This window comes from Acinetobacter sp. SwsAc6, from assembly GCF_013391565.1.
Classification (GTDB): Bacteria; Pseudomonadota; Gammaproteobacteria; order Pseudomonadales; family Moraxellaceae; genus Acinetobacter; species Acinetobacter cumulans.
Window position 1 is genome coordinate 14,236 of the sequence record NZ_JACAXE010000026.1, and the last position, 23,562, is coordinate 37,797.

At 42.7% G+C, this 23,562-nt stretch carries 17 protein-coding genes and 1 pseudogene; 12 read left to right on the plus strand and 6 right to left on the minus strand.

Translation table 11 applies throughout. From position 1 onward, the window contains the following. Nucleotides 1–43: 43 nt before the first annotated feature. A complete protein-coding gene (locus tag HYG93_RS14770; RefSeq protein ID WP_228198886.1) occupies nt 44–1,720 on the plus strand; it encodes a ShlB/FhaC/HecB family hemolysin secretion/activation protein in 1,677 nt (558 codons plus the stop codon). 87 nt (nt 1,721–1,807) lie between these two features. Here HYG93_RS14770 and HYG93_RS14775 read toward each other — a convergent pair whose 3' ends face one another. Beyond that, entirely contained in the window at nt 1,808–2,956 is a 1,149-nt protein-coding gene (locus tag HYG93_RS14775) for a hypothetical protein (protein ID WP_106986229.1), read from the minus strand. Between the two features lie 586 nt (nt 2,957–3,542). Between HYG93_RS14775 and HYG93_RS14780 the strand changes: the two are divergent. Next, nucleotides 3,543–4,093, plus strand: a pseudogene (locus HYG93_RS14780) (adenylate kinase). A 122-nt stretch (nt 4,094–4,215) separates the two neighbouring features. After that, complete coding sequence (locus HYG93_RS14785) at nt 4,216–4,428, plus strand: KOW motif-containing protein (protein WP_106986240.1); 213 nt, start codon at nt 4,216–4,218, stop codon at nt 4,426–4,428. Nucleotides 4,429–4,504: 76 nt separating this feature from the next. Here the strand turns inward: HYG93_RS14785 and HYG93_RS14790 are convergent, their stop codons facing one another. After that, the gene (locus tag HYG93_RS14790; protein ID WP_178962589.1) at nt 4,505–5,521 is read right to left on the minus strand and encodes a hypothetical protein; all 1,017 of its coding nucleotides are present in this window, start codon (nt 5,519–5,521) and stop codon (nt 4,505–4,507) included. Between the two features lie 157 nt (nt 5,522–5,678). Between HYG93_RS14790 and pheS the strand changes: the two genes are divergently transcribed. From pheS to HYG93_RS14805, 3 genes are all read left to right on the plus strand, one after another. Beyond that, the gene (pheS, locus tag HYG93_RS14795) at nt 5,679–6,659 is read left to right on the plus strand and encodes a phenylalanine--tRNA ligase subunit alpha (RefSeq protein ID WP_106986225.1); all 981 of its coding nucleotides are present in this window, start codon (nt 5,679–5,681) and stop codon (nt 6,657–6,659) included. 141 nt (nt 6,660–6,800) lie between these two features. Then, nucleotides 6,801–9,182, plus strand: a complete 2,382-nt coding sequence (pheT, locus tag HYG93_RS14800; protein WP_178962585.1) for a phenylalanine--tRNA ligase subunit beta — start codon at nt 6,801–6,803, stop codon at nt 9,180–9,182. Then, nucleotides 9,179–9,475: an integration host factor subunit alpha gene (locus tag HYG93_RS14805; RefSeq protein ID WP_004649746.1), complete on the plus strand. Its 297-nt coding sequence runs from the start codon at nt 9,179–9,181 to the stop codon at nt 9,473–9,475. Before pheT ends, HYG93_RS14805 begins: the two co-directional genes overlap by 4 nt. A gap of 194 nt (nt 9,476–9,669) precedes the next feature. On the opposite strand, the gene HYG93_RS14810 is transcribed toward HYG93_RS14805, so the two are convergent. The 3 genes from HYG93_RS14810 to trxA all read right to left on the minus strand — a co-directional run bounded on the left by HYG93_RS14810 (nt 9,670) and on the right by trxA (nt 12,247). Then, nucleotides 9,670–9,915, minus strand: coding sequence for a hypothetical protein (locus tag HYG93_RS14810; RefSeq protein WP_106986223.1), 246 nt, complete (start codon nt 9,913–9,915; stop codon nt 9,670–9,672). 408 nt (nt 9,916–10,323) lie between these two features. Then, complete coding sequence (gene rho, locus HYG93_RS14815; RefSeq protein WP_106986222.1) at nt 10,324–11,592, minus strand: transcription termination factor Rho; 1,269 nt, start codon at nt 11,590–11,592, stop codon at nt 10,324–10,326. Nucleotides 11,593–11,920: 328 nt separating this feature from the next. Beyond that, nucleotides 11,921–12,247 carry a thioredoxin gene (trxA, locus tag HYG93_RS14820; protein WP_106986221.1) on the minus strand — a complete coding sequence of 109 codons (327 nt, stop codon included), beginning with the start codon at nt 12,245–12,247 and terminating at the stop codon, nt 11,921–11,923. A 267-nt stretch (nt 12,248–12,514) separates the two neighbouring features. Here trxA and ppx point away from each other — a divergent pair, with 267 nt between their 5' ends. From ppx to HYG93_RS14845, 5 genes are read left to right on the plus strand one after another with little or no spacing between them, the layout of a single operon-like run. After that, nucleotides 12,515–14,035: an exopolyphosphatase gene (gene ppx, locus HYG93_RS14825; protein ID WP_106986220.1), complete on the plus strand. Its 1,521-nt coding sequence runs from the start codon at nt 12,515–12,517 to the stop codon at nt 14,033–14,035. A gap of 34 nt (nt 14,036–14,069) precedes the next feature. After that, nucleotides 14,070–14,894, plus strand: coding sequence for an acetyl-CoA carboxylase carboxyltransferase subunit alpha (locus HYG93_RS14830; protein ID WP_106986219.1), 825 nt, complete (start codon nt 14,070–14,072; stop codon nt 14,892–14,894). Continuing rightward, nucleotides 14,831–16,222 carry a tRNA lysidine(34) synthetase TilS gene (gene tilS / locus HYG93_RS14835; RefSeq protein WP_120364273.1) on the plus strand — a complete coding sequence of 464 codons (1,392 nt, stop codon included), beginning with the start codon at nt 14,831–14,833 and terminating at the stop codon, nt 16,220–16,222. The genes HYG93_RS14830 and tilS overlap by 64 nt, the downstream gene beginning before the upstream one ends. After that, entirely contained in the window at nt 16,219–17,049 is an 831-nt protein-coding gene (gene proC / locus HYG93_RS14840; protein WP_106986217.1) for a pyrroline-5-carboxylate reductase, read from the plus strand. The genes tilS and proC overlap by 4 nt, the downstream gene beginning before the upstream one ends. A gap of 22 nt (nt 17,050–17,071) precedes the next feature. Next, nucleotides 17,072–17,641, plus strand: coding sequence for a YggT family protein (locus HYG93_RS14845; RefSeq protein ID WP_106986216.1), 570 nt, complete (start codon nt 17,072–17,074; stop codon nt 17,639–17,641). A gap of 160 nt (nt 17,642–17,801) precedes the next feature. Here HYG93_RS14845 and polA read toward each other — a convergent pair whose 3' ends face one another. Then, a complete protein-coding gene (polA, locus tag HYG93_RS14850) occupies nt 17,802–20,567 on the minus strand; it encodes a DNA polymerase I (protein ID WP_178962586.1) in 2,766 nt (921 codons plus the stop codon). 161 nt (nt 20,568–20,728) lie between these two features. Here polA and HYG93_RS14855 point away from each other — a divergent pair, with 161 nt between their 5' ends. Continuing rightward, complete coding sequence (locus HYG93_RS14855; RefSeq protein WP_178962587.1) at nt 20,729–23,479, plus strand: DUF2339 domain-containing protein; 2,751 nt, start codon at nt 20,729–20,731, stop codon at nt 23,477–23,479. Nucleotides 23,480–23,562: the final 83 nt, after the last annotated feature.

Below are 23,562 nucleotides of genomic sequence, written 5' to 3' on the forward strand. Positions count from 1 at the left end.
TGCGGCATCGTTGAAAAAACGCCGTATATGGGGGAATGTAAAAGTGAATAAAGATCTGATGAGCAGAAGTTTAAAAAAATCTGCACTATTCTTGATGCTGCAGGCAGCAGTAACCATGTGTTTTGCAGAAACGATTCCAAATGCTGGACAGCTGCTGCAGCAGCAGATGCAGCCGCAGATGAAGGAGCCTGAATCAAAGCCTTTACCTGTTCCGGTCCAGCCAAATGGCACAATTCAAGGCAGTCAGACTATATTTGTAAAGCAATTTAATATAAGCGGGAATACGCAGTTTACTGAATCCATACTGAAAAAAGAAATTGCGGATCTTGAAGGCAAAACGCAAAACTTAGCAGGTCTTCAGCAGGCGGCTGACCGAATAAGTGACTATTATGCATCTCATGGCTACAGCTTCAGTTATGCATTTTTGCCTGTGCAAAATCTTAACAATGGCGAGGTGCAGATTCAGATTATAGAAACGGCCGTGAATGGCGTAAAGGTCAGCAATCAGACCAATACGCTGCCTTGGCTAATTAGGCAAATTGAAACGCCTTTACAGTCGCGGCAGATTTTGCGCGACAGCAGTTTAGATATGCTTTCAGTCAGATTTAATCAGCTGCATGGTGTAAAAAGTGAAGCGGCCTTAACACCGGGCAACGCTCTAGGTGAAACAGAATTAAGTCTCCTGCTGACGCCGGCGCAAAAAATTCAGGCTTATGCAGGCGCAGATAATGCTGGAAGTAAATATACAGGGGAAGCTCGAGCTTCAGCAGGTGTGCGTATCAACAGCATTGCAGGATTGGGTGACCAGCTGTCGCTGGATGTGCTCAGCAGCGGCAAAGGTGTGAATTACGGCAAAGCAGGATACAGCGCATTTATTAATGGCTATGGCACACAGTTGGGCGCCAGCTATTCATATTTGAAATATGAATTGCGTGAGGAGCTTAAAAATTTAGGCTATGAGGGTTCAGCGGAAGAGGCTTCGCTTTGGCTCCAGCAAAGCATGCGCAGTCAAACCGCCTTTGGGCTGGCACTGAGCCGTAAGCAGATTGAAGATGATATCCGCTCAGCGCAGTATGAAAATCACCGCCGTGTCGATGCGCTGCAGCTGAATTTAAATCACAGCAGTACCGACAGCCTTTTCGGAGCCGGCATCAATACGCTCTATACAGCGCTGAATTTTGGCAAACTTGATCTTCAATCTGCAGATACAAAAGCAATTGATGCATTAACGCGGAAAACTGACGGCAATTTTTTATCAGCTCAAATGAACGCATCACGCCTGCAAAAATTAGGCAGCAGCAGTCAGCTCTATCTTTCGGCTGCAGGTTTCTATAGCCCGGATAATTTAGACAGTTCAGAAGCATTTTATGTCGGCGGTCCAAGTTTTATGCGAGGCTATAAAAACAGCGCAATTTCAGGATCAGAAGGACTGACTGCATCGATTGAACTGCGTCAGGATTTGTGGTCAAGCGCCAGCAATAAGCTTAACGGCAAACTTTTTTTTGATGCAGCTAAACTGAAGCTGAATGCTTCTGTATGGGACAGCCTCACTGAAAAAAATACTATTTCGCTGCGTTCTGCTGGGGCAGGCATCGCATGGAGCAATGATCTGCTGGGCACTTTACAGGCAGATGCCGGATTTGCGCTGGGGGATAAACCGGTGCAGATCTCACAGCGTGATGATCACCAAATCTGGCTCAGCTGGCAGAAAGTATTTTAATGCCGTACAAAGTGAATACTAGAATGCAAAAAAGACCGCTTTTAGCGGTCTTTTTTGCTTAAAATTCTTATGCCGGGCGGGCGGATATTACCCGGGCTTTGTTTTGGTTTTGAGCTGAACCAGGGCAAGCTCGCTATGCTGGAAATGATAGTTATGCCAATGATAATAAATGGGAAATTCATAAATTTCATGGGTTTTAAGGTTCGGGTTGTAAAAGGGTGTTTTGGGTAAAATATAAAAAGTTTGCTGATTGTCTAATAAGCGCCATTTTTGGCCGCCTGCATCCATTGAGAGCAATTGCGCACCGGTCATTTTATGAGTGCCAAAATGCAAAGCATAATAACTATGCAATACCGGCATCAGAAAAAAGCTCAGGCTCAGCGTTAAAAATGTACTGGACAGCATGCTTCCTGTAAACGCTATTTTGGGAATATCTTTTTGTATCCATAATACGCTTGGAATGAAAATCAGCAGAAAAATAATGGCCAAACACAGCAAAACCGGATAATTGGAAATATAAAAGAACTGGGCTTGCGCGTTTAAATATAAGCCCAAAATACCAATAGGAACGTTGCCGATAAGCAGGTAGGCGATCCGCGGGCTGATCTTGGTTTGAAGAATTAAATTTTGCAGATCTTCTTGCGAAAGCGTCAGCGCCGCAATATCATCCTGAAAATTATAATATTGTTTGAGTATTTGAATCAGCTGCCCTTTTTCATGTTCACTTAAGCATGCAAGGTGCAATTGAGATTGAACATTTTTAAGGGGGAAGAATAAAAGCTGTGGATTCGCTTTGTTGGCAGTCTGAAAAATGGGACGCTGCATCCATGAGATCCATTTTGGGCGGGTTATACCAAGAATGGCAAATTGACAGTATTCTACCTCCTGCCGCTGAATGAATGTGCTGAGAGGCATTTTCCACAAGCGGTAATAAATTTTATCAGGCGTAATGACTAGTTTAATCTGCGTTTTTAAGTAATCAATGACAATTACAGATACGATGTAGATCAGTATCAGCTGAGTATGATCAGCTTGTAGCTCGTAAATCGGGAAATTTTTCAGGGTGTATTGCAGGTATTCAATCACTATGCTGAGGTTAAGCGGTTGAGCCTGATCTCTAAACCATTTGAAAAAAGGTATAACAATGATCATCACAATGCCCAGTAAAATAAGCATTAAACTTGTTGGCCATGAAATCAGCGGTTTTTTAGCGTAAATGGCAAATTCTGTTTTCATAAAGCCTCATAATAATTATGTTGAAATTTTATATTTAAGTATTTGGTTATTATATTTAAATTTTGAATATTTGAGCGATGCTCAGCGCTGCATTTTATTTGAAAATGAATAGGCTGGGCTGGGCTGGGCTGGCGCCGCGTCCCGGACGGAAGTTTGCGCGTTATGCCGTGATTTCAATGTTTGGTTTTGGTCATGCTGCCGTGCAGCTGCTTAATGTATTTAAATGCTCAGATGAAAACCCGCGCATATACTTGCCGCTTTGCGCTCAGTGCGGGAAGGCAGTCTTATGGCGCGCGCTCATCATAACCGCGGGCAGGCCCAAATCATTCAGCTGGGCGCGGCTTGATGTTCTGTTTTTTATACGGCGTGCAGATCAGGAGGGAAGCAGGCATAAATGAATGCTAAGGGCAAAATGATGGGATCAATACCGTCTGCGCACAGTGGGGTTTGAGGCTGCAATTGAACCGGATTCTATTGATGCCGATGAAAGTGCATCTGACGGCAGCGCAGAATAAAAGTTAACCTGCCGGATGGAATGCTGTTATCTTGATAGAGGTTCACCGGACTCAAGCGGATCATCATGACAATGAAAAGAATAAACGTAGTCGGTACTTCAGCCACGGGAAAATCAACTTTTCCAGAGCTTTGGCGGAAAAATTAGCGCTGCATTATATTGAACTGGATAACCTGTTTTGGCTGGATGACTGGCAGGAGTGCCCTGACGAAATCTTTTTTGCGCGTATCGAAGCTGAAATTGCCAAAGCGAAAAATGGTTATGTCATCGATGGAAACTATACCCGGGCGATTCCGGTGAAATGGTCGGAAATAAATACAGTAATTTGGCTGGATCTGCCGTTTCCAGTCAATTTATACCGCTCTGTAAAGCGCGCAATTTCTCGGGCCAAGTCCAAACAAGATCTTTGGCTGGATTCAAATAATCAGGAAAGCTTATGGCGGATGTTTGGCCGTGATTCTATCGTTTGGTGGATGATTAAGACCCATAAAAAGAATCGGGAAAAATATCAGCAGATGATGAAAGCGCCGGAATATCAGCATATTCAATGGATTCGATTAGAATCACCAACTGCAGTCGATGCGTTTTTAGAACAACTGAACGCTTATGTTTTTGATGTTTGAGTTTAGATATTTAAGTTTAGATGTTTAATCAATAAAAAGTGCAGCCCAGTTACAGAACTAATCTTTATAACGCGCTTTGCGCCATGCCTAATGTAGAGAGCAAAAAACACAAGGATAAGAATATGCTAGCTGAAATCAGAGGAATGGGGCAGGGTACGATCACGCTTGAATTGCAGATGATTCCGCGTAAAGGCGAATCTGTCAAAATTATGTATGGGCCGGATGCGCAGCTGGAAGGTGAGGTTGTATCAGTCAATCATTATATTAATCAGCATGCTGGAGAGCATAAAGTGCAGATTGAAATCAGGCCGTTTAATTATTTGATTACCGCTTAACCGGCTGAAAAAGCATCCTGACGGATGCTTTTAGCAAGCTGGCGGGGATACCGGGCTGAGTATGGCTGGGCTCAGTTTAAAGACCAAAATAATAGGCGCAGAGACAGATAACAATTGTCACCATAATCAGCGCAAAAACCCCGTTTTTATTGTTTTTGCTGTCATCGGCAGCCGGTTTTGCATAGGTTTTGCCGGCCTTTGGCGCATCGCTGCTGTCAAAAGGTGAAGGCACCGCTTTTGCAGTCAAACGTGCAGTTTTATAGTGGTTGGCAACTTTGACAATAAACTTACTGCGAAGATCATCTAACTTTTGCGAAAAATGACGCATATTCAGCTGTTCTTCTGCTGGTAGTGCTTCACCTTCAGCGTTGTATGGATGCTGAATTTTGTCTTGAATAAAAGTATCCAGTGCATCTAAGCGAAGTAAGGTCTGATGTGCATAATCCGCTTGATAATCTGTCGGCAATAAAGACAGCGCGCTTACATTATTCTGCAGTTGCTCGTGATTCAGCCCATAATAAGGGCTATCTAGCTCAGTTGGTTCAACAAAACCTTTGGCAAATTTGCTATCAAATAATTCATTGTCAGTATAAAGCTGAATATCATCCCAATTGGGTTGTTGTAAGTCGCTATCTATTCGTTTGGCTAAAGCGTTATTTAAGTCAAAGCGCCAAAATGTCTCAAGACGTAATGTAGATCGTTGAGATGTAGGTGCTTCATAATCATTGTCTGCGGTGTACCATTCTGCTAACTCTTTACCAAAGATCCAAGCCTGCTTTTTATGGGCATCATGGCTCACAATAAAGTGCGCAATAGGTAGAAGCTCAACATTGGCATTAGGATTTTGTTCGTCATTCAATAGTGCAGAGCGGTGCAGACTAATACGCTGAACACCTTGTTTTTTTAAGCCTTCTAACCAAATTTGAAAATGCTGTGCCAACAAATGTTGTGACATTAAGTCACGAAACACAAAATGGTGCTGATCGAAAATAGCATGCTGTACCCAGCGTTGAAAACTTAGATTTTGTGCTAAAAACTCATTTCCATAAGTAACCAGTGTTAGTTGCTGTTTCCAAATTTGATCGAGCGCCATAATGAAAGATCTCATTGATAATGCGCCTATCTTATACTTTTTTTAATTCTTGATGCTATTGCAATTTTTACTTATGAATGCGCTTCATCATCGCGTTCAAAAACTGTTAGAATATGGGGTTTTTATATTTTTCTAAATTGTTGCTTTGAGAGTTACTATGTCACTGGAAGCCCTGACCACTGAAGCGCTCGCTGCGATTGCAGCAGCAGATGACCTTGCTACACTTGATCAAGTTCGAGTGCAGTTTACGGGTAAAAAAAGCCAGCTCGCGGAACAATCTAAAGCACTGGGTAAAATGGACCCTGAAGAGCGTAAGGTTCACGGTGCAGCTATTCACGCTGTGCGTGAAGCGATTAACGCGGCTTTAACTGAACGCCAAACTCAATTACAAAAAGCGGCGCTAGAACAAAAACTGGCAAGCGAAACAATTGATATTACTTTACCTGGTCGCGGCCAAGCGATTGGTAGTATTCACCCGGTAACACAGGTGCAAGAGCGTATTTGTCAGTTCTTTACCAAAGCTGGTTTTACTGTTGCAACAGGCCCAGAAGTGGAAGATGACTATCACAACTTTGAAGCCCTCAATATTCCTGGTCATCACCCAGCACGTGCAATGCATGACACATTCTATTTTGATGTGAATCACTTGCTTCGTACGCATACCTCTGGTGTGCAAATTCGTACCATGGAAACACAACAGCCACCGATTCGCATTGTATGTCCGGGTCGTGTATACCGCTGTGACTCTGACCAAACGCATTCACCAATGTTCCACCAAATTGAAGGTTTATACGTTGCTGAAAACACCAGCTTTGCAGAATTAAAAGGCTTGTTGGTTAATCTTTTAAATGAATTCTTTGAAAAAGATTTAAAAGTACGTTTCCGTCCATCTTATTTCCCATTCACTGAGCCTAGTGCTGAAGTGGACATTATGGATGAGCGTGGCAAATGGTTAGAAGTATTGGGTTGCGGTATGGTGCATCCAAACGTATTACGTTCAGCAGGTATTGATCCAGACAAATACAAAGGCTTTGCATTTGGTCTAGGTGTAGAACGTTTTGCAATGTTGCGTTATGGCATCAATGACTTACGTATGTTCTACCAAAATGACGTGCGTTTCTTACGCCAATTTGCTTAAACGAATTTAAACAGTTATTTGAAAATTATTGAAATCCCCCTAAATCCCCCTTTGTAAAAGGGGGACTTTCCTGCCTTAAAGGGCAGATGTGCTTCCCCTCTATTTAAAAGAGGGGCTAGGGGAGATTAAGGAAATGAATTTATGAAAATTAGCGAAAATTGGTTGCGTACATGGGTTAATCCAGCCATTGATAGCAATACTTTATCTGACCAGCTGACGATGCTTGGTTTAGAAGTCGACGATATGGATCCAGCAGCAAAGCCTTTTACAGGTGTTGTAGTGGGTGAAGTTTTGACAGTTGTACAACATCCAGATGCAGACCGTTTACGTGTAACCACAGTAAACATTGGTACAGCTGAGCCTTTACAAATTGTATGTGGCGCGCCCAACGTACGTGAAGGCATGAAAGCACCCGTTGCAACCATTGGTGCTGTACTTCCAGGTGATTTTAAAATCAAAAAAGGCAAACTTCGTGGTGTTGAATCACAAGGGATGCTGTGCGGTGCATCAGAAATTGATTTAGAAGACAAAATCGATGGTCTGTTAGAGCTTCCTGCAGATGCGCCTGTGGGCATGGATATTCGTGAATATCTAGACCTAGATGATCACGTGATTGATATTAGCATTACACCAAACCGTGGTGACTGTTTCAGTATCCGTGGTATTGCACGAGAAATTGGTGTGATTAACCAATTGGCTGTGACTGCACCTGAAATTAAAGAAGTGGCTGCAACCATTGCGGATGAGAAAAAAGTTGTAGTTACAACTGAAGGTTGTCCTCGTTATTTAGGTCGTGTCATTAAAAATGTTAATACCAAAGCACCAACACCTGAATGGATGGAGCGTGCGCTTGCTCGTTCAGGTATTCGTCAGCATAGCATTTTGGTCGACATTACCAACTATGTATTGATGGAGTTGGGCCAACCGCTACATGCATTTGATGGCGGTAAAGTTCAAGGTGCTGTACACGTTCGTCAAGCAACTGCTGCTGAAAAGTTAACGCTTTTAAATGAGCAAGAAGTTGAGCTGAACGAAAAAGTGATGGTCATTGCAGATGATGAAAAAGCATTGGCAATTGCGGGCATCATGGGTGGTTTGTCTTCATCAGTAACAGACGAAACCAAAGAAATTTTCTTAGAATCAGCATTCTTTGCACCACTTGCGATTGCAGGTCGTGCACGTAATTTTGGTTTGCATACAGATGCATCTCAGCGCTATGAACGTGGTGTAGATTTTGAATTACCAATGATTGCCATGCACCGCGCATCTCAGCTCATTGCTGAACTTGCTGGTGGTGACTTTGGTCCAATCACTGTAGCAGAGCAAGCCAATGTATTGCCTACACGTGAAGCGATTGAATTAAAACAAGCGCAGGTTGATCAACTTCTTGGTTATAGCGTAGATGGCGAATTTATTGCAGATGCGTTAACGCGTTTAGGCTGTGATGTCACTGTACATGCTGCAGGTGAATGGACTGTTGTGCCACCATCACATCGTTATGATATGGCCATTTATCAAGACCTGATTGAAGAAGTCGCGCGTATTCATGGCTATGACAATATTCAAATCAGTCTGCCTGTTATTGATGTGAAATTGGCAAAATACCAAGACCAATTTGAGCTTGCTCAATTACGCCAAACGGTTGTGGCTTTAGGTTACCAAGAAGCAATCAGCTTTAGCTTTGCAGATTTGAAGCTTGAAAAACAGTTGAATCCAGCAGTGAATCCATTGGCATTGGCAAACCCAATTTCAAGTGATTTGGCAGTGATGCGCTCTACCTTGCTTTCAAGTCTGATTCCATGTGTGCAATACAATGTGAATCGTCAGCAAAGCCGTGTACGTTTCTATGAGCTTGGTTTGCGCTTTGACTATCAAGATGCAGCATCTATTCATGATCTAAAACAAATCCCAACATTTGCGATGATTGCGACAGGCCCACGTAATGTTGAATCTTGGCATGGTAAAGCAGCGCCAATGGATTTCTTTGACTTTAAAGGCGATGTTGAAGAAGTTTTAGCAGCAGGTCGTTTAGAGGTGGAATATGTACGTTCTGAGCGTGCATGGTTACATCCTGGTCAATCTGCAGAAATTTTGGTTAATGGAAAGTCAATTGGTTACTTAGGTCGCTTACACCCATCTTTAGAAGATGAATTGGATTTAAGTACGACTTGGGTTGCAGAACTCGATCAACAGGCTGTTTTGCAAACTTATGTATCTAATTTTACAGAATTATCACGTTTTCCGTCGGTAAGACGTGATATTGCGCTTTTAATTAGTGATAAGATTAATGTTAGCGAAATTCAGCAACTTATCGGAAAAACGGGTGGTGAGCTTTTAGACTCTACTTGGTTGTTCGATGTGTACACTGGTCAAGGTGTTGAAGAAGGCAAGCGCTCATTGGCATTTGCATTACTTTGGCAGCACCCATCACGTACTCTTGAAGATGCTGAGATCAAATCCGGTATGGATAATATTCTCCAAGTGTTAGAAAACACTTACCAGGCGACATTGAGGGCTTCATGACAGCACTAACAAAAGCAGAAATGGCTGATCATTTAAGTGAGCTCACGAGTTTAAACCGTCGTGAAGCGAAACAAATGGTCGAGTTATTCTTCGATGAGATTAGCCAAGCGCTAATCTCAGGCGAGCAAGTCAAACTTTCAGGTTTCGGTAACTTTGAGCTACGTGATAAGCGTCAGCGCCCAGGCCGTAACCCGAAAACGGGTGAAGAAATTCCGATTTCTGCACGCCGTGTAGTGACCTTCCGTGCGGGACAAAAATTCCGTCAACGCGTTGGAAATGAGCAGATCGATTGATCTGCTTTTTTTATTTTCCATTAACAACAAAATAGAGAATCTTAATCGATTTATATCGGAAGAGATGCTAGGGCAGTTGTTCTGGTGAAAGCTAATTGTGTACTGATCTTTCTGTTTATTGTGTTTTGAGATTTGTTGTTGTAATAAAAAAGAGAGCCATTAGGCTCTCTTTTTGTGCTTTATAATCGTTTAGATTATTTAGCTTCAGAAGCAGCAGCTTCAGAAGTAGCAGCAACAGCTTCAGAAGCAGCAGCAGTAGCTTCAGAAGCAGCAGCAGAAGCTTCAACAGCAGCAGCGTCAGCAGCAGCAGAAGCTTCAGAAGCAGCAACTACAGCTTCAGAAGCAGCAGCAGCAGGAGCTTCTTCAGTTTTTTTAGCACAACCAACGAAAGCTAAAGTAGTAGCAACTGCAGCAGCAACAGCGATTTTTTTGAATAACATGGCATCACTCTCTAAATATGAGATTAAAAAAAACCTTAGTTAGCACTGTTATTTGCTTTTATTATGCCTAATTTTTATTAGGTATGAACAATGCAGAGCAGTGTAACTGGTATGCGAATATGCTATCACTGAGTATTTTGAAATGCTACTGCTTCACAGGCAAAAAACTTAAAAAATTGGTTAAAAAGTGGCTTTTTTTAACAGAAAATAACAATCAAAGAAAAGAAATATATTGGATAAATGCTAAATAACCCCCTAAAAACAATAGGGTTTTTAATAAAATTATTTTTATAATCATTCACTTGAAAAAAACTTTACAAATGGCTGAGTGGATTGTGTATTTATGTAAACAAAGTCAACCAAATAAAAAGGCCATCGTTATAGATGGCCTTTTAAAATTTACATCGATTAGTTTGTCGCTTTACGCTTCATTTGGTCGAAGAAATCATCATTCGTTTTGGTTTCTTTCATACGATCAAGTAGGAATTCCATCGCAGCAAGTTCGTCTTGCGTATGCAGTAGCTTACGTAGAATCCATACTTTACGTAGGTTGTCTTCAGACATTAAACGCTCTTCACGGCGTGTACCAGATTTCTTGATGTTCATTGCAGGGAACACACGTTTTTCTGCAATACGACGATCAAGGGTAATTTCTTGGTTACCTGTACCTTTGAATTCTTCGTAGATCACTTCATCCATCTTACTGCCTGTTTCAATCAATGCAGTTGAGATAATGGTGAGTGAACCACCTTCTTCAATATTACGGGCAGCACCAAAGAAGCGTTTTGGACGTTCAAGCGCATGTGCGTCTACACCACCTGTGAGCACCTTACCAGAAGAAGGAATCACGGTGTTGTAAGCACGTGCTAAACGTGTAATCGAGTCAAGTAAGATCACAACGTCTTTCTTATGCTCAACCAAACGTTTGGCTTTCTCAATGACCATTTCAGCAACTTGTACGTGACGCGCAGGTGATTCATCAAATGTTGATGCAACCACTTCACCGCGAACTGTACGTTCCATTTCTGTTACTTCTTCAGGACGTTCGTCAATCAGAAGGACAATCAAGAAGCATTCAGGGTTGTTACGAACAATGGATTGCGCGATGTTTTGTAATAACATCGTTTTACCCGCTTTAGGCGGTGCAACAATAATCGAACGCTGACCTTTACCAATTGGAGCAACAAGGTCAACCACACGTGCAGTTAAATCTTCAGTTGTACCGTTACCCAATTCCATAACCAATTGCTCAGTTGGGAATAATGGCGTTAAGTTTTCAAATAAAATCTTGTTACGAGAGTTTTCAGGCGTGTCGTAGTTAATTTGGTTTACTTTAAGAAGGGCAAAATAGCGTTCGCCTTCTTTCGGTGGTCGGATTGTGCCGGTAATGGTATCGCCAGTACGCAGGTTAAAACGACGAATTTGTGAAGGGCTGACATAAATGTCATCAGGACCCGCTAAATATGAGCCAGCCGCTGAGCGTAAAAAGCCGAAGCCATCTGACAGAATTTCCAAAACGCCATCACCAAAGATCTCTTCGCCATTCATTGCATGGCGCTTTAAGATGGCAAAAATAATGTCTTGCTTACGGTTACGCGCCATTCCTTCAAGGCCCATAAACTCGGCAATCTTGATGAGTTCGCCAATCGGTTTTTTCTTGAGTTCGGTTAAATTCATAGGTGGTCAGATAGAATCTAAAATTCTGAGATACAGGTTAGAAAGGGAGCAACATTAGGCCGCAGGGATACAATAAAACGAAAGCAATTGAATATGTACAATCACAATTCAGAGGTCTGATTCATTGTTAGAAGAGAAATGTGAATAACAAATTCTTAGCCGAGCGGCATCTTATGTGTTGAGTCTCATAAGAAACTGAGAGGATTTAAGATCCTTTATTTCTTGAGCATGCAATATAAGAGAGATTCGATTTTTTGTCAATTTATCAGCAAAAAAAATACGCCACACAAGGTCGCGTATTTTTTAATTTTTTTAACTTAATTGAAGATTAGATGTTTTCTTCAATGAATGCAGTTAATTTAGATTTTGGTGCAGCGCCAACTTGAGTCGCAACAACTTCACCATTTTTAAACATAAGCAAAGCAGGAATGTTACGGATGTTGTAGTTCACTGCAGTTGCTTCGCAAGATGTCACGTCAACTTTAACGATTTTAACTTTGCCTTCGAATTCAGTAGAAAGAACTTCTAATACTGGTGCAATTGCTTTACATGGCGCACACCAGCCAGCCCAGAAATCTACAAGTACAGGTACGTCAGATTGTAATACGTCTGCTTCAAAGTTTGCATCAGTTGTGTTTACGATATTCGCTGACATGGATTTTGCTCCAGAATAATTTTTTAAAGGTGACTCTATAATTATTAGTATTACATAGCCGCCTTTAACAATGTAGGGGGATTGCTTAATTTTCGTAGATAAATTGAATTTTGTCTAATTGATGCTGACGATAGTTGCAATCGTGTCATGCAATTGTCACATTAAGCTCTAAAATATGGCACTTTTACTTCATGCACATAAATGGCTTTTAAATTGCATGGTTGTGAATTACTCTAAGCACAATTCTGTATAGGTTTATTTGAAATCATGTCTGATTTTTTGATTGATGAAGAACTTCTCGCTGCGATCGATATGGGGTCGAATAGCTTCCATCTTGCGATTGCACGTGTTGATCATGGCGAAGTAAAAAAAGTCGCATCAATGTCAGAAAAAGTACAGCTGGCAGCAGGTTTGGATGAAAATAAAAATTTAACTGAAGCAGCTCAGCAACGTGGTCTGGCATGTTTGGCCCGTTTTGTAGGTCGTTTGGGGTCTGTACAGCCAAAACGTTTACGTATTGTGGCCACCAATGCACTTCGCCAAGCAAAAAATGGACAAGAATTTATTCAAAAAGCGGCTGAAATTTTACCTAAGCCGATAGAAATTATTGCAGGTCGTGAAGAAGCACGTCTGATTTATTTGGGTGTTTCACACACCATGGCTAATAGTGGTCGCCGTTTGGTGATTGATATTGGTGGTGGCTCTACAGAGCTTATTATTGGTGAAGAGTTTGAGCCAATTCATACAGAATCGGTACAAATGGGTTGTGTAGCATTTACCAAAGCCTATTTTAGTGATGGCGAAATTAGCCAAAAAGCCTTTGATAAAGCGGTTACCGCAGCACGCAAAGAAATTTCAGGTCTTGCGACTACTTATAAAGCTGCTGGCTGGGATACTGTAGTCGGTTCAAGCGGTACGATTAAAGCTTGCCGTCAAATTACAGTAAATATGGGCTGGAGTAATGAGCAAGAAGAGCTGACGCGTGAAGGCTTAGAAAAACTAAAAGATAAATTACTCAAATATTCTCATGTAACGGATATGGAGTTTGATGGTTTAAAAGAAGACCGTCGAGCAGTTTTGCCAGCAGGTATTGCCATTTTATTTGCAGTATTTGATGTGTTAAAACTCGAAAAATTAGTCTATTCGGATGGCGCATTACGCGAAGGGGTGATGTACGACCTCTTAGGGCGTTTCCAGCATGAAGACATTCGCGATCGTTCGGTTCATGCTTTAATGGGCCGTTATAATGCTGATGTAAAACAGGCAGAACGCGTTGTTGCGACGGCACAACAGTTGTTCGAAGGTGTGGCAGAAAAGCTTGAATTAACCAATGATGACAGTGATTTACTGCGTCGTGCAGGCTATTTGCACGAAATCGGTTTAGCGATTAGTCATAGTGGTTACCATCGTCATGGTGCATATTTATTGCAACATTCAGACATTCCAGGTTTCTCGCAAATTGATCAAAATCATTTGTCACATTTGGTGGCACATCATCGTCGTAAGCTACGTAGCGATGCACGTGTAGATGTGATGAAAGTGGGCGGCACAAAACTCCTAAACTTGTGTTTGTTACTTCGACTCGCCGTTTTACTTAATCACAGTCGTAGCGATGAGATGCTTCCTGCCATTGAATTAGTCGCCCTCAATGCGCAACAATGGCAACTTAGCGTTTCTGGTGATGCCAAACAATGGCCACTGCTTGTAGCAGATTTGCATGATGAACAAGTGCAATTCAAGCATTGGGATATTGAATTGAATATTCAGTCGGAACAATTTATCGATTAACAGATCAGGTTAATTTAGGGATAATGGTCGACCTATGAAAAATAAAGCTGCTCAATCTAAAGCTTGGACAACGGTTAAAATTGCACGTCATCCAGAGCGTCCGCAATTTTTGGACTATGTAAGTGAAATTTTCACTGAGTTTGATGCGCTACATGGTGACCGTTTATTTGGTGATGATGGCGCTATGCTCGGTGGCTTGGCTCGTTTAGATGGCCAACCTGTAATGGTGGTAGGTCAACATCGCGGTCGTAGCACACGTGAAAAATTGCAACATAACTTTGGCATGAGTAACCCTGAAGGTTACCGTAAAGCACAGCGTTTGATGTCAATGGCAGAGCGTTTTGGTTTACCTGTATTTACCTTTATTGACACGATGGGTGCTTACCCAGGTGTGGGTGCAGAAGAACGTGGTCAAGCTGAGGCAATTGCAACGAGTCTTGCGCAAATGTCGAGCCTGAAAGTTCCTGTGATTGCAACAGTATTGGGTGAGGGTGGTTCAGGTGGCGCACTCGGTATTGGTGTTGCTGACCGTGTGGCGATGCTTTCACACAGTATTTATTCAGTAATTTCACCTGAAGGTTGTGCCTCAATTTTATGGAAAACTGCAGACAAGGCGGAACAAGCAAGTGAAGCACTTGCACTGACTGCAGACAAGCTCCAAAAAATGGGTATTGTGGAATATGTGGTTGACGAAGGTGAAGGTGCACATGTGCATCCTGAACAAGTCATGCAAAATTTAAAAGTAGTCTTGAAAGAGGCTTTGGCTGAACTTCAGCCAATGGATGCAACTGAACGATGCGAAGCACGTTACCAACGTTTAATGAAATTTGGCAGCAGCAATTTAGGACTGGCTTCTTAAGTCAAAGCCAAGCTTTTTCAGCACAGACTCGGTTTTTAATTGGATGCAGTGGTGGCATGGATTCCATGCTATTGCTGCATTTAATGTCTGAGCTGTGCCCAAATCACACACGTGCCATTTATATAGACCACCAGCTTCAGTCGCAAAGCGCAAGCTGGGGGGAATTTGTAGCTGAGCAATGCCAACAACGCAACATTCCATGCATTGTGCAAGCTGTTGAGGTTGCAACGGGTAATTTAGAAAACCAAGCCCGCCAAGCTCGATATGATGCCTATCTGCAACATTTAGCGCCCAATGAAGTATTGGTGCTGGCACATCACCAACAAGATCAAGCTGAAACGCTGATGCTCAGACTATTGTCAGGTGCAGGCATTCATGGTTTAGCAGCCATGCAGGCCGTTGATGTGCGCGAAGAAATGACCATTTGGCGTCCACTCTTGGATGTATCTCGTGAGCAAATTTGCCAATGGGCCCATCAATTAAATGTAAAAAACATTGAAGATCCTACCAATTTAGACACGCATTATGATCGTGCATGGTGCCGTGAAATATTGTGGCCCTTGCTTGAGTCGCGTTATCCTAAAATGCAACAAGCTTTAAGTCGTACGAGTTATTTAATGCAAGATGCGGAAGAAATTTTGGCATCAGTGTTGGAAACTGATTTAAAAGCCTGTGGTTCCGCCCAAGCATTGTGCTTAGAAACACTTTTGGCTTTACCTCAAGCTAGACAGCGTCAGCTTTTATCTGCGTGGATGAAAGGTCTGGCACAGTACCGCCCAGCATTTGAAATGGTGCAACGATTAGTTAATGAAGTCATACTGGCCAAAGCGGATGCACAGGCAGCGTTGCATTGGAATGGTTTTTATTATGTGCGTTTTGCTGGTTGGATGTATCGTTTAGCTAAGGCCGAGTATCTTGCATCTGCACAAGAGCAGACTGTGCCAAGCACCCTAAGCTTAGATTTGCATCAAGTGTTTACTGTGCTCTCGGGAAAGTTTCAAGTACAGGAAAATAGGCATGTGCAGGCCATGGGTTTGTCGCCAGCGCTATTGAATAAGCCTTTGATGCTCACACCGCGGCAAGGCGGCGAAAAAATCCATTTGCAGGGCCGTGTTGGGTCGTGGCCATTAAAAAAGGCCATTCAACAGGCACAAATATTTCCTTGGCAACGTCATACTATACAAATATTAAGCATAGATAATGTTATGCTAGGCGTCTTTACGCCCAAAGGTTTTTGGTTGGCTGTTTCATCTTATTGTGTAATAGGTGGGTGGCGACCAAACGTAATTTCTACAGTTGAAAATATCACAAGCGGATTGGAATCATGAGCGCAGTATTAAACAGTAATATCACTTTTATTGGTGGTGGCAATATGGCACAGGCCCTAATTGGAGGCTTGATTGCACGTGGCTTACCGCCGACACGTATTACTGTTTCAGATCCTGTAGATAAAGTCCGTGAACATTTGGCAAGCAAAGAATTGCATGTAACCACGGACAATATTGCAGCCATTCGCGATGCTGACATTGTATTATTTGCAGTAAAACCACAAGTCTTGGCCAGTGTTTTACAACCTTTAAAAGGCTTGTTGGACGGTAAACTGGTGATTTCAATTGTGGCAGGTGCTGACTTGGCAACCATTGGTGCATTATTAGATACGACGCGTATTGTACGTGTCATGCCAAATACACCAGCATTGGTTCAAACAGGTGCACATGGTTTATATGCAGAAGCCAACGTATCGGCAGAAGATCGTGAATTGGCAAGCCAAGTGCTAGCTTCTACAGGTTTAACCATTTGGGTGAGCACTGAAGCGCAGATTGATGCCGTTACTGCGGTGTCGGGTTCTGGTCCAGCATATTTCTTCTATATGATGGAAAGCATGATTCGTGCAGGTAAAAATTTAGGGCTAGATGAAAAAGTAGCGACAGCCTTAACTTTACAAACAGCATTGGGTGCGGCGCAAATGGCCATTACCAGTGCAAATAGCCCAGCAGAATTGCGTAAAAATGTGACGTCGCCAAATGGCACGACGCAAGCGGCGATTGAAGTATTTGATCACGCGCATATCTCACAAAATATTCAAGCAGCCTTGGCTGCCGCGCAAAAGCGTAGCCAACAGCTGGCGCAAGAACTCAGCGACAGCATTAAGTAATTTAATTTAGGAACGTTCAAGTATGGGTGCAAGTTCTGCGCTAATTTTTGGCATTATCATTAACGTCGCAATTTTGCTCGTATTCTTCCGGTTTTTAATGCAGTTGGCGGCGGTAAGCCCTTACAACCCTGTTGTATTGTCGACTGCAAAAGCGACCAAGATTGTTGATGTGTTCAGTCGAATTTTTCCAACAGTGGCAAAAGGTCGTGTGAACACGGCGGCTTTGGTTTTGCTGATCATTTTGTATATTTTAAAAATGTTTGGTCTGATGCATTTGTCTGGGGCTTCACTGAATAGTCCTGTGCATTTGCTGATTATGACCTTTGTTACCATGATTCAGGACTTGATCCGTTTCTGTCGTTATTTGATTTTTGCGACGATTATTTTGAGTTGGGTGGTGATGTTTACGCAGTCACGTTCACCTTATATCGAAGTGATTCAAGAGTTGGCAGAGCCTTTACTTGCGCCATTTCGTAAAATTATGCCGAATATGGGCATGATTGACTTGTCTCCAATTTTAGCGATTTTAGCGCTTTTGGTTGTAGAAACCATTATGAAAGAAGTTGCGATTGCGCTATTAACAGGTCTTTAAGCTTGTTGGTATCTGTGCAATAAAAAAGGACTCCGAGGAGTCCTTTTTTTAGGTCTTTATGTTTTGTGAGGGCTTTAGCTTACGAGCATTTTTCCTTGCGAACTCAGAATGTATTCTGAGATTCTCCTCTCCTGAGAGGAGAGGGAAAATGAAGTGTGTATTAATGCGCTTCGTCCCAGTTATTGCCTTTGCCAACTTCAACCACTAAAGGTACAGAGAGTTGTAATACAGATTGCATAACTTCTGCCAGTTTTAGTGCAAGCTCATCCGCAATCGCTTCATCAACTTCAAATACCAATTCATCGTGCACTTGTAGAAGCATTTTGGCCTGATCTTTAGGGAGCATTTTTTCTACTTCAATCATCGCCATTTTAATAATGTCAGCTGCTGAGCCTTGAAGAGGGGCATTAATCGCTGCACGTTCAGCACCTTGTTTTACCATTTTATTGCTGGCATTGATGTCTGGCGTATACAAGCGACGGCCTAAAATAGTTTCGACAAAGCCTTGCTCGCGGGCAACTTGGCGTGTGCGTTCCATATAGTCTAATACGCCAGGATAACGCTGGAAGTATTTACCAATATAGTTGCGCGATTCTTCACGACTAAAGCCAAGCTGGCGAGTTAGGCCAAATTCAGACATGCCGTAGAGCAGACCAAAGTTCACCGCTTTGGCTTGGCGACGTTGATTGCTGGTCACTTCGTCTAAAGGAATACCCAAAACTTCAGCCGCTGTACGACGGTGAACGTCTTGGCCATGATTAAAAGCATCCACCAAGGCATGGTCTTGTGAGAAGTGCGCCATTAAGCGTAATTCAATTTGCGAGTAATCGGCTGCCAGTAAGATACGACCTTTCGGCGCAATAAACGCTTTACGGATTTGGCGACCAATGTTTTCACGCACTGGAATATTTTGCAGGTTAGGATCGGTTGAAGATAAGCGACCTGTAGCAGTCAGCGCCTGATGGTAGCTGGTATGCACACGATGTGTATCATCATTCACTTGTTTGAGTAAGCCGTCTGTATAAGTACTTTTTAACTTAGACAGGCCACGGTATTCCAAAATTAGGTCAGTAATTGGATGTTCGATTTTTTCCAATACACTTTCGCTGGTGCTGTACTGACCTGTAGAGGTCTTTTTACCGCCTTTAAGCCCTAATTTATCAAACAGGATTTCACCGACTTGTTTTGGTGAGCTGACATTGAAAGATTGGCCCGCCAGTTCTGTGATCTGATTTTCTAGATTCTGCATGGTGTTTGCAAATTCAACACCCAGTTGATCCAAAAACGCCATGTTGAGCTCAATGCCGTTTTCTTCCATCATGGTCAGTACACGTGCCACGGGCATTTCGACATTGTGCAGAATATTCACCAGTTCTGGATGCTGTTGTAGTTTGGCATCTAAAACTTCGTATAAACGATAAGTCACATGCGCATCTTCAGCAGCATAATGCGCAGCCGTTTCGATCTCAATTTGATTGAAGGTTTTTTGTTTTGCGCCTTTACCTGCGACTTGTTCATAAGTCGTTGTTAAGTGGCTTAAATACAAACGTGCAACATCATCCATACCGTGGCGTGTAGCCACTGAGTTGAGTACATAAGACGCCAACATGGTGTCGAAGTACCAGCCCTGTAGCACAATGCCGTGATTTTCTAAAATATGTGCATCGTATTTGAGGTGATGACCAATTTTTTGGACTGATGCATCTTCTAAAATAGGTTTGATTTGCGCAAGTACAGCATTGCGGTCTAATTGTGCTGGTGCACCTTCATAGTCATGTGCGAGTGGCACGTAATAGGCATCTTGTGCATCAAAAGCAACAGAGAAGCCGACAATTTGCGCCACACGGTAATCTAAACTTGTGGTTTCGGTGTCAAAAGCAAAACGCTTTTCTGTGCTCACACGTTTAAATAAATTGTCCCAATCGGCTTGGCTCAGCACGGTATGGTATTGGGCTTCGCCTAAAACATCATCTGTACTGGTGAGGGTGGCTTGATCTTCTGCCACGACTTTTGCTGCAGTGTGCGTATCTTGAATAATCGCCTTAGAGTTTTGTTTATAGGTAACGCTATTTGGATTATTGGGATGGTCTAAAGATTGTAACTGGTTACGGAATTCGAGTTCCGTATATAAAGTACGCAGCGCTTCAACATTTGGATCTTGTAGTTTTAGATCGTCATAACTAAAACTTAAATCTAGATCAATCACAATGCTTGCCAATTGGTGATCAAGTGCAATGCCTTCAACACTGTCTTTGATGTTTTGACCGACTTTGCCTTTAATTTTATCGACATTTTCTAAAATGCCACCAATTGAACCATATTCGGTTAAGAGCTTGGCTGCAGTTTTTGCCCCCACACCTGGTACACCCATAATGCCGTCAGAGGCATCGCCCATGAGGGTCAGGTAATCAATAATTTGATTTGGCCATACCCCAAACTTTTCAAATACGCCATCGACATCTAAAGGACGTTCTTTGAAGCTGTCTTCTAAAGTCACTTTGTCTGTGACCAACTGTGCCATATCTTTATCGCCAGTGGAGATTAGGACTTGATGGCCTAAAGCTTCAGCACGTTTTGCCAAGGTGCCAATAATGTCATCTGCTTCGGCACCCGGTAGCATGTGTAAGGGAATACCTAGTGCTTTGATGAGTGCATGTAAGTAAGGGATTTGTTGAGACAGCTCCTCAGGCATGCTTGGGCGGTCGCCTTTATAAATTGGTGACAATTCATGACGGAATGTTGGCTCAGGTGTATCGAAAATCACCGCCATGTGAGTTGGCCCAATACGACGCATGAGTTTTTGAATAGCAGAAATCGCACCACGGACTGCATTGGTATGCAGACCTGTTGACGTGGTTAACGGTGGCACTGCGTGAAAGGCACGAAATAAAAAGTAAGAGCCATCGACCAAGACAAATGGTGGCATTGCGTAATTCCTTATCCAAAAAACGCTTTTATTGTACGTGATTTTTTCAACCTGCGCTGATGCTTGATGTTTTATGTGGGTTACCGAATATCTGATAAACATCCAAAATATTGCTGTCGAGGTGCGCTATGATCATCTTAAATAAATAGAGCGAAGACCGTATGCTGAAAGGGCAGAGTGATATTCGAATGATGTGGTTGATGGTGCTCATCATCGTTGCTGTTGGGCTGTGGTTTGCTGATTTAAAAGTTGTGAGTGCACTGTGTATTTTAGCTTTTGGCGTTAGTGTCATGCACTATGTCGATGATTTACAGCAACCGACCGATCAACTTAGACAACAGATTGGATTAGCACGACAGAGTACCTCCAAAGCACCGTTATATATTGCTTCGATTGTGGCCTTGGTGGGGGGGATTGCTGAATTTCATATTTTGACAGGGCTGGGTCTAAGCGCATGGATTTTCTTTTTTCTGCGTTGGTTAAAGCGTATAGAACGGCAACTGTTACAGACGCAGTATCAAATCCAACAGCAGGCGCAAGTTTTGGTACGGTCCACAGCGACTGCGGAATTTCAGCCGAGTTCTACCCTGGAGCATAGCACTGAGCCATTGGCTGAGCGTGCCCAATCTGCTTCGACAGGAAATCATTTGCGTTTAAGCGATCAGCTACAACAGTGGTTGTTTAAGGGAAATCCCGTTCTGAAAGTTGCTATTGCGGTTTTGGTGGTCGGCATTGTGCTGTTACTTCGCTTTGCAACAGAGCATTGGCAATTGAGTCTTGCCGTCAAACTGTTGCTGGTGGCAGGCGTGAGTATCGCAGTCACGGCGTTAGGCTATAGATTGCAACGTACAAATCGTAGCTTTACGCTTGCATTAGAAGGTTTAGGGCTTGCCAGTTTATCACTGACGTTGTCTTTTGCTTACTATAACCAGATCATTCCTACTTTGGCGCTGGCCAGTTGTTGCTTTGCAGGCATTCTCATGGCAACGGTATGGCTGAGTTTAAAACAACAAAGCATCGAACTTGCTTTGATGGCGATGGTCATTGCTTATATTGCACCCTTTACTTTACCAGTACGCAGTGCGAGCGCAGTCGAGTTTGTGAGCTATTACTTGGTGATTAATATTGCAGTTGCAGTGTTAAGCACACTTCGACCGTGGAAGTTTCTTAATCAAATTGCTTTTTTAATGACGCTGGTAGTAGGTGGCGCTTATGCTTTTTACCGTGGTGTGGATGCCGAACGCACTAGTTTAAGCCTGCTGATTTTTGCCCATGCTTCAATTTTTATTTGGTTAGGATTTCGCTATAGCCAATTGCTGGCTAAAGAGAATTTGGGCCAATTTCAGCTTAAACCAATTTTAGATTTGGCCTTAATTTTTGGTACTCCCATTGCCAGCTATGGCTTTTTATATTTGATGTATTTTGATGAAAATGGCTGGCAGGCGACCTTCAGTTTAGTCTTTGCGGTAATTTATGCACTGCTTTATCTGCTTGCAAAACGCTATCAGGTGATTGAGCAAATCACGCAGAGCTATTTTAGCCTCATGCTGATTTTTTTGGCCTTCGTCCCACCTATTTTACTGACCGAGCATTGGAGTGTTGCAGGTTGGGCGATTGAAGGGGCACTCATCTTTATGTATGCGCTGTATCGTCAGGCGCGTATTAGCCACTATGTGGGCATGGGCCTGTTGGTTATGGCGAGTTGCTCAGGCGTGTATTACTTCTCTGTGCAAAATGTTTTTCCAAGCCCTGTGTACTGGATTTTGGCATTGAGTTATCTCATGACGGTTTGCATTGCCAATGCTGTGCCTAAGTTTCAACAGCAATTGAGTAGTGGCACCATCAGCTTTTTCTGTTTACAGATGCTGTTTGCGACCATTGCATTGTTTGTGCTTTTACTGGATGTCATCGACAGCAAAAACCAAGTGACATGGATACTGCTCATACTCAGTTTGGGCTATGTGCTGTTGAATGAGTTGTTGTTGAGACGCGGCGCAACGTGGTCGTGGCTCCTGCCGAAATGGGTGGGGCTGATCCCCTTGTATGTGGTTGCATTTTATATGGTGATTGATGTGAGTCATCAAGGGGCATTGTTATGGCCTTCTGATTCTGACCGTATATTGGTGGCGACCACAGGCTTATTTTTAACCTTATTGTGGCTCCGACCTTTACTAGGGCTAAAAGCAGAAAAAGAGTGGGTGAGTTTAGGTGTGTTGTTGAGCTTGGCGCTGAGTAGTTTAACGCTTGTACCGAGTATGCCGTTTATTAGTGTGGTGATTTTACCGCTGTGTTTTGCCTTATGGTGTGCGTGGCGCCAGTCCGATTGGCCAATGTTCTGGCAAGCGCGTAGTAGTTTGGTGTTAATGTTGCTTTGGGTGGTCTTGTCACAACTGTTTAGCCAGCAAGCTTTTCAGTTTTATCTACTGCCAATACTGAATCCATTCGATTTAGTGAGTATTGCGATGTTGGCAGGTTTCATTTGGATGTTGAACCAACAAATGAAAGCAGGGTTAGAAAAAAGCCTAGGTGCCATTGTGATGGTACTCGGGCTACTTTGGCTGAGTAGTTATGTGGTGCTACGTGCATTACATCATTACTTGGATACACCATATAACCAATGGCAAATGTGGCAAGATGCGACCATACAGCTGAGTTTTACCCTGCTCTGGGTGAGTTTGGCCTTTATTTGTATGTTGCTGGCAAGTCGGCGTCAGTTGCGTTCGTTGTGGTTCTTTGGTGGCAGTATTTTAGTATTGGTCACTTTAAAGTTGGTGCTGTTTGATTTGTCTCATATTGGCACCTTAACGCGAGTGATTTCCTTCTTGGGTGCGGGTTTTGTCATGTTAATCATTGCCTATATTGCACCTATGCCCGAAATATCAAATGAAACGCACCCGCGTGAGCATTCATAAATATCAATATGTAGTGTGAATGACATTCAAATTAAAAAGGGAGCCGATTGATTGACTCCCTTTTTTTCGTAGATGAACATGAC

Bases quoted from the DNA above. Each gene is read 5' to 3' on its own strand.
- HYG93_RS14855 (WP_178962587.1), top strand. From the start codon at position 20,729: ATGCTGAAAGGGCAGAGTGATATTCGAATGATGTGGTTGATGGTGCTC.
- tilS (WP_120364273.1), top strand. From the start codon at position 14,831: ATGCGAAGCACGTTACCAACGTTTAATGAAATTTGGCAGCAGCAATTT.
- pheS (WP_106986225.1), top strand. From the start codon at position 5,679: ATGTCACTGGAAGCCCTGACCACTGAAGCGCTCGCTGCGATTGCAGCA.
- HYG93_RS14790 (WP_178962589.1), bottom strand. From the start codon at position 5,521: ATGGCGCTCGATCAAATTTGGAAACAGCAACTAACACTGGTTACTTAT.
- HYG93_RS14845 (WP_106986216.1), top strand. From the start codon at position 17,072: ATGGGTGCAAGTTCTGCGCTAATTTTTGGCATTATCATTAACGTCGCA.
- HYG93_RS14785 (WP_106986240.1), top strand. From the start codon at position 4,216: ATGCTAGCTGAAATCAGAGGAATGGGGCAGGGTACGATCACGCTTGAA.
- HYG93_RS14805 (WP_004649746.1), top strand. From the start codon at position 9,179: ATGACAGCACTAACAAAAGCAGAAATGGCTGATCATTTAAGTGAGCTC.
- HYG93_RS14775 (WP_106986229.1), bottom strand. From the start codon at position 2,956: ATGAAAACAGAATTTGCCATTTACGCTAAAAAACCGCTGATTTCATGG.
- HYG93_RS14830 (WP_106986219.1), top strand. From the start codon at position 14,070: ATGAAAAATAAAGCTGCTCAATCTAAAGCTTGGACAACGGTTAAAATT.
- ppx (WP_106986220.1), top strand. From the start codon at position 12,515: ATGTCTGATTTTTTGATTGATGAAGAACTTCTCGCTGCGATCGATATG.
- HYG93_RS14810 (WP_106986223.1), bottom strand. From the start codon at position 9,915: ATGTTATTCAAAAAAATCGCTGTTGCTGCTGCAGTTGCTACTACTTTA.
- pheT (WP_178962585.1), top strand. From the start codon at position 6,801: ATGAAAATTAGCGAAAATTGGTTGCGTACATGGGTTAATCCAGCCATT.
- rho (WP_106986222.1), bottom strand. From the start codon at position 11,592: ATGAATTTAACCGAACTCAAGAAAAAACCGATTGGCGAACTCATCAAG.
- trxA (WP_106986221.1), bottom strand. From the start codon at position 12,247: ATGTCAGCGAATATCGTAAACACAACTGATGCAAACTTTGAAGCAGAC.
- proC (WP_106986217.1), top strand. From the start codon at position 16,219: ATGAGCGCAGTATTAAACAGTAATATCACTTTTATTGGTGGTGGCAAT.
- polA (WP_178962586.1), bottom strand. From the start codon at position 20,567: ATGCCACCATTTGTCTTGGTCGATGGCTCTTACTTTTTATTTCGTGCC.